The following is a 4074-nucleotide window of genomic DNA, read 5'->3' on the forward strand; positions in this document are numbered from 1 at the left end:
TCAAACGCTACGTGGCCCGCGAGCTCTACCGGCACATTCAGCCTCCGACGGCCACACAGGCACCTTCAGCCGCTTGACGAAACATAGGGGCATCTTCTCCCCGCACCTGACCACGAACAAGTGCCAACGGGTCGGCACATGGGCGACGGCGAACAACGTCGAGATCGCCTACACCCCGACGAACTCTTCCTGGCTCAACCGCATCGAGGCCCAGTTCACAGCCCTGCGCTACTTCACCCTCGACGGCACCGACCACGCCGACCACAAGGAACAGGGCAGCATGATCCGCCGATACATTATCTGGCGAAACCGCCATGCCCACGACCAGCACCTACACGCCGTCGTCAACAGGGCCAACGTTGCTTGATGCGGCACTAGGAGATCTGGGCCCGGCTGTTCGTCTCCGCGCTCATTGTCGCGGCGCACGCGCAGAACGTCGCGGCGAATGCCGGCCTCACTCGCGGACGGACGTCGCCTCCTGGCGGATCGGCAGCGAGCGTTCCACCGTCTCCCCCTCAGGCCTCGAGCATCTCGGTGACGAGGGCGGCGATGGGCGAGCGTTCAGAGCGGGTGAGGGTGATGTGGGCGAAGAGCGGGTGGCCCTTGAGTTTTTCGACGACTGCGACGATGCCGTCGTAGCGGCCGACACGGAGGTTGTCACGCTGGGCGACGTCGTGGGTGAGGATGACGCGAGAGCCCTGGCCGATCCGGGAGAGGACGGTGAGAAGAACGTTGCGCTCCAGGGACTGCGCCTCGTCGACGATGACGAAGGCGTCGTGGAGGGAGCGGCCGCGGATGTGGGTGAGCGGCAGGACCTCCAGCATGCCGCGGGAGATGACCTCCTCGATCACGTCGGGGGTGGTGACCGCGGAGAGGGTGTCGAAGACGGCTTGTGCCCAGGGGCCCATCTTCTCGGCTGCGCTGCCCGGCAGGTAGCCGAGTTCCTGGCCGCCGACCGCGTAGAGGGGGCGGAAAACCATGACCTTGCGGTGCTGGCGGCGTTCCAGGACGGCCTCCAGGCCCGCGCACAGCGCCAGTGCGGACTTGCCGGTGCCGGCGCGGCCGCCCATTGAGACGATCCCGACGTCGGGGTCGAGGAGCAGGTCGAGGGCGATGCGCTGCTCGGCGGAACGGCCCCGCAGGCCGAACGCTTCGCGGTCGCTGCGGACCAGTCGCACCCGCCCGTCGTGGCTGACCCGGCCCAGGGCGCGGCCTCGCTCGGAGTGCAGGACCAGGCCGGTGTGGACGGGCAGCTCGGCTGCACCGTCGATGTCGGTCGCGGCGTCATGGCCGGCGCCGAAGAGGGTGTCGACCTGATCGGCGGGGACGTGGAGTTCGGTCATGCCGGTCCAGCCGGAGGTGATGGCGAGTTCGGCGCGGTACTCCTCGGCGAGCAGGCCGACCGAACTAGCCTTGATCCGCAGAGGCAGGTCCTTGGAGACGACGGTGACGTCGTAGCCCTCGGCCTGGAGGTTGCGGGCGACGGCGAGGATGCGAGCGTCGGCTTCGCCGCCGCCGGCGCGGTAGCCAGCGGGCAAGGTCGAGGAGTCCGAGTGGTTCAGTTCGACCCGGATGGTGCCGCCGAACTCGCCGACCGGGATCGGCTCGTCGAGGCGGCCGTGCCGGATACGGTAGTCGTCGAGGAGGCGGAGCGCCTGGCGGGCGAAGTAGCCCAGCTCGGGGTGGTGCCGCTTGGCCTCCAGCTCGGTGACCACGACCACCGGGAGGACGACCTCGTGCTCCTCGAAGCGGGTCATGGCGGGCGGGTCCGCCAGGAGCACGCTGGTATCGAGAACGTATGTGCGCCGATCGCCCTGGCGGGAGTGGACGGGAGTCTTGGACCCGGTACCACGCTCTTCGTCGATCATCGCTGCGTCTCCGGTCCGCTGCGGCGGGCGACAGGCCTCACGGCTCTTCGAGTGGGTCGGTCGTCCCCGCAGCTCGGCGGTGCGGTTTGGGTGGACGCTAACCCCGGCGCCCGGCTCGGCGCGACGGCCTATGAGACAAATCACAACGATTCGTCGTCGGAGGAAAGGGGGTCGAGACGGCTTTCTCAGTCCGCCCGGTGCTCGGTGAACCAGGCGGCGACCTGTGCGGCACACCGCCTCCGGACTGCCGGTCACCGGCTTCACGATCGCCTCCAACCGCCGCACTTCCCGCGGGGCAGGCCCCATCCGACGCCACCGGGCCCGGTGCCCACCTCCGGCGGCGCGGGGCGGCGAATGCCCCGCGCAGTGCTGGCGGTTTGCGGGCTCGTGGTGCTGGCCGGCGGGGTGGCCCTGCTTCCGCTGCCCACCACACCCGCAAGCCCCGCGGAGAGCGGCCGGGCCACCGTGTCGCCGGGCAGCAGCACGGCACCACGCCGACAGCCCGCCGCGATCGCACTGCCGGCCGGATTCGAGTTCCGTACCGACCCCGCCGGGTTCCGGGTCGCCGTCCCCAACGGCTGGGTCAGGCAAGCTCCCAACCCTGTGTATGGTCCGCGTGCGCCGGTCCCGGGCTTCGTCCCGCGATCGCCGTTGTGGTGCCTGGCAGTTCGGCCGACTTCTCCCGTGCGTGAGACCGCCCGACGGTCCGGGCCGTGCCGCCGTGTCCGTTTCCCGCCGCGCCTTGCTGTTGCCCGGTCCGCCTGCCTCGCCGCCGGGAACTCTGTGGATCGTCCAGGGCTCCGTTCAGGGACAGGCTCGTGAGCGGCGTGGTCTGCGCTCCCGTTTTTCTCAGCCCAGAGGCCCGGCGTGGACGAGGCGGGACGAACCCGCCGCTTGGCTCAGGGCCGAGGATGGTGCAAGGGCTGCCTGGTACTTCTATGGCGCACCGGAACCTGTGACAGCGCCAGCGGTTTCCTTTCCAAGCCTACGCAGGGCGGGGAGCCCGTCGTACTCCACGTACGGGCCGGCGATGCCTCGGTCAGCGGCCATGCGGTTCCCCTCTCGTCACGAACGTGCCCTCAACTCGACCATGGTCCGCCGCGCAGCGCCGATGCCGGCGCCGCCCCGCGACCGCTGGGCAGCCGCGGCTGGGGCGTCCATGCCTCGGCGGTCAGCTGACGGGGATCCCAGCGGGGTGGCAGCGGCGCGCTTTACGTCCCGAGCCGCACGGGCATGCAGCGTTCTTGGCAACGCTGCGCCCGGGCCCTTCCGGCCGAGGATGCGCGCTGCGACGGACCATGTTCTCGCCGCGCTTCCGCCACCGCTGAAGGGGCACTGGGAGGTTGTCGGCGCGTTCGAGTACCCAGGGGGCCCACCGCGCTGAAGGCCTCGTCCTCGGAGGCGCGTGAGAAGTCGAGGATCTCTTGCTCACTTCCCCGCAGCAGTAGTCCGGCAACGGTGGGGTAGTGCTTGCCGGCGAAGGCCTTCATGCCTGCAGGTTGAAAACGTCCTTGGCAAAGGCGGCGCCGGCGATCAGCGCTGCGCCGGTGACCACGTCACCATCGCCGTCATCATCGAGTCGGTTGAAGAGACGGATCAGTACTCCTTCCGCGTCGCTCACCGGCAGATCCCGTTCGCTGGCCAAGGCATCGGTGAACCGTTCTTGGATCTCGTCGGGGGAGTGGTAGGAGAACTCGTCCGCGTGCCCCTGATGCTCGAAGTGCAGAGTGTGGACACCCGGCTGCAGCCCCGATTCGTGGGTGTTCACCGCGCTCGTGGACTCGAAGCCCACGAACCGCACCATGGCGTCCCGCACGGCCCCCTTGCGGAACTCGTCCCCCAGACGGGAATGCGGCGAGAAGAGGAAGGGGCATACCTGGGCCGCATACAGCGCGCACGCCTCGTGGACCGGCGCCTCCCCAGCGAGAGCCGTCGGCAGCGGTCCCTCCTGGAACACCACCTGCCAGCGCAGCTCGTCAGCGAAGGGCAGACCACACACGGCGCACCAGTCGAACGTGGTCAGTGCCAGCTTGCGCCGCTCGTTGATCGATCCGAAATCCACCTTCTGCGGGCTGCGGTCGATTGTCGCGATCACCGGATAGGCGGTCGCTGCCAGGTGGGGCGCGGCGTCTCGTTCTTACGCGGATCGGGAGGTGGCCTGTAAGCCTCCGTGCGGAGGACCAGCCCGGTCCTCTTGAGCGCGTTG

General features: G+C 69.3%; 3 protein-coding genes and 1 pseudogene. 1 reads left to right on the plus strand and 3 read right to left on the minus strand.

The features are described from left to right. Positions 1-94: 94 nt before the first annotated feature. A pseudogene (locus AB0D12_RS40955) lies at positions 95-367 on the plus strand (IS630 family transposase); the annotation flags it as partial. 148 nt (positions 368-515) lie between these two features. Here AB0D12_RS40955 and AB0D12_RS40960 read toward each other — a convergent pair. From AB0D12_RS40960 to AB0D12_RS40970, 3 genes are all read right to left on the minus strand, one after another. After that, a complete protein-coding gene (locus tag AB0D12_RS40960) occupies positions 516-1868 on the minus strand; it encodes a PhoH family protein (protein WP_362695108.1) in 1353 nt (450 codons plus the stop codon). 1171 nt (positions 1869-3039) lie between these two features. After that, positions 3040-3168: an SEC-C metal-binding domain-containing protein gene (locus AB0D12_RS40965; RefSeq protein WP_362695114.1), complete on the minus strand. Its 129-nt coding sequence runs from the start codon at positions 3166-3168 to the stop codon at positions 3040-3042. 186 nt (positions 3169-3354) lie between these two features. Beyond that, positions 3355-3963, minus strand: a complete 609-nt coding sequence (locus AB0D12_RS40970) for a hypothetical protein (protein WP_362695111.1) — start codon at positions 3961-3963, stop codon at positions 3355-3357. Positions 3964-4074 lie beyond the last annotated feature (111 nt).

Origin of the sequence: Streptomyces sp. NPDC048479 (genome assembly GCF_040651435.1) — a bacterium.
In the GTDB taxonomy this organism is placed as follows: Bacteria; Actinomycetota; Actinomycetes; order Streptomycetales; family Streptomycetaceae; genus Streptomyces.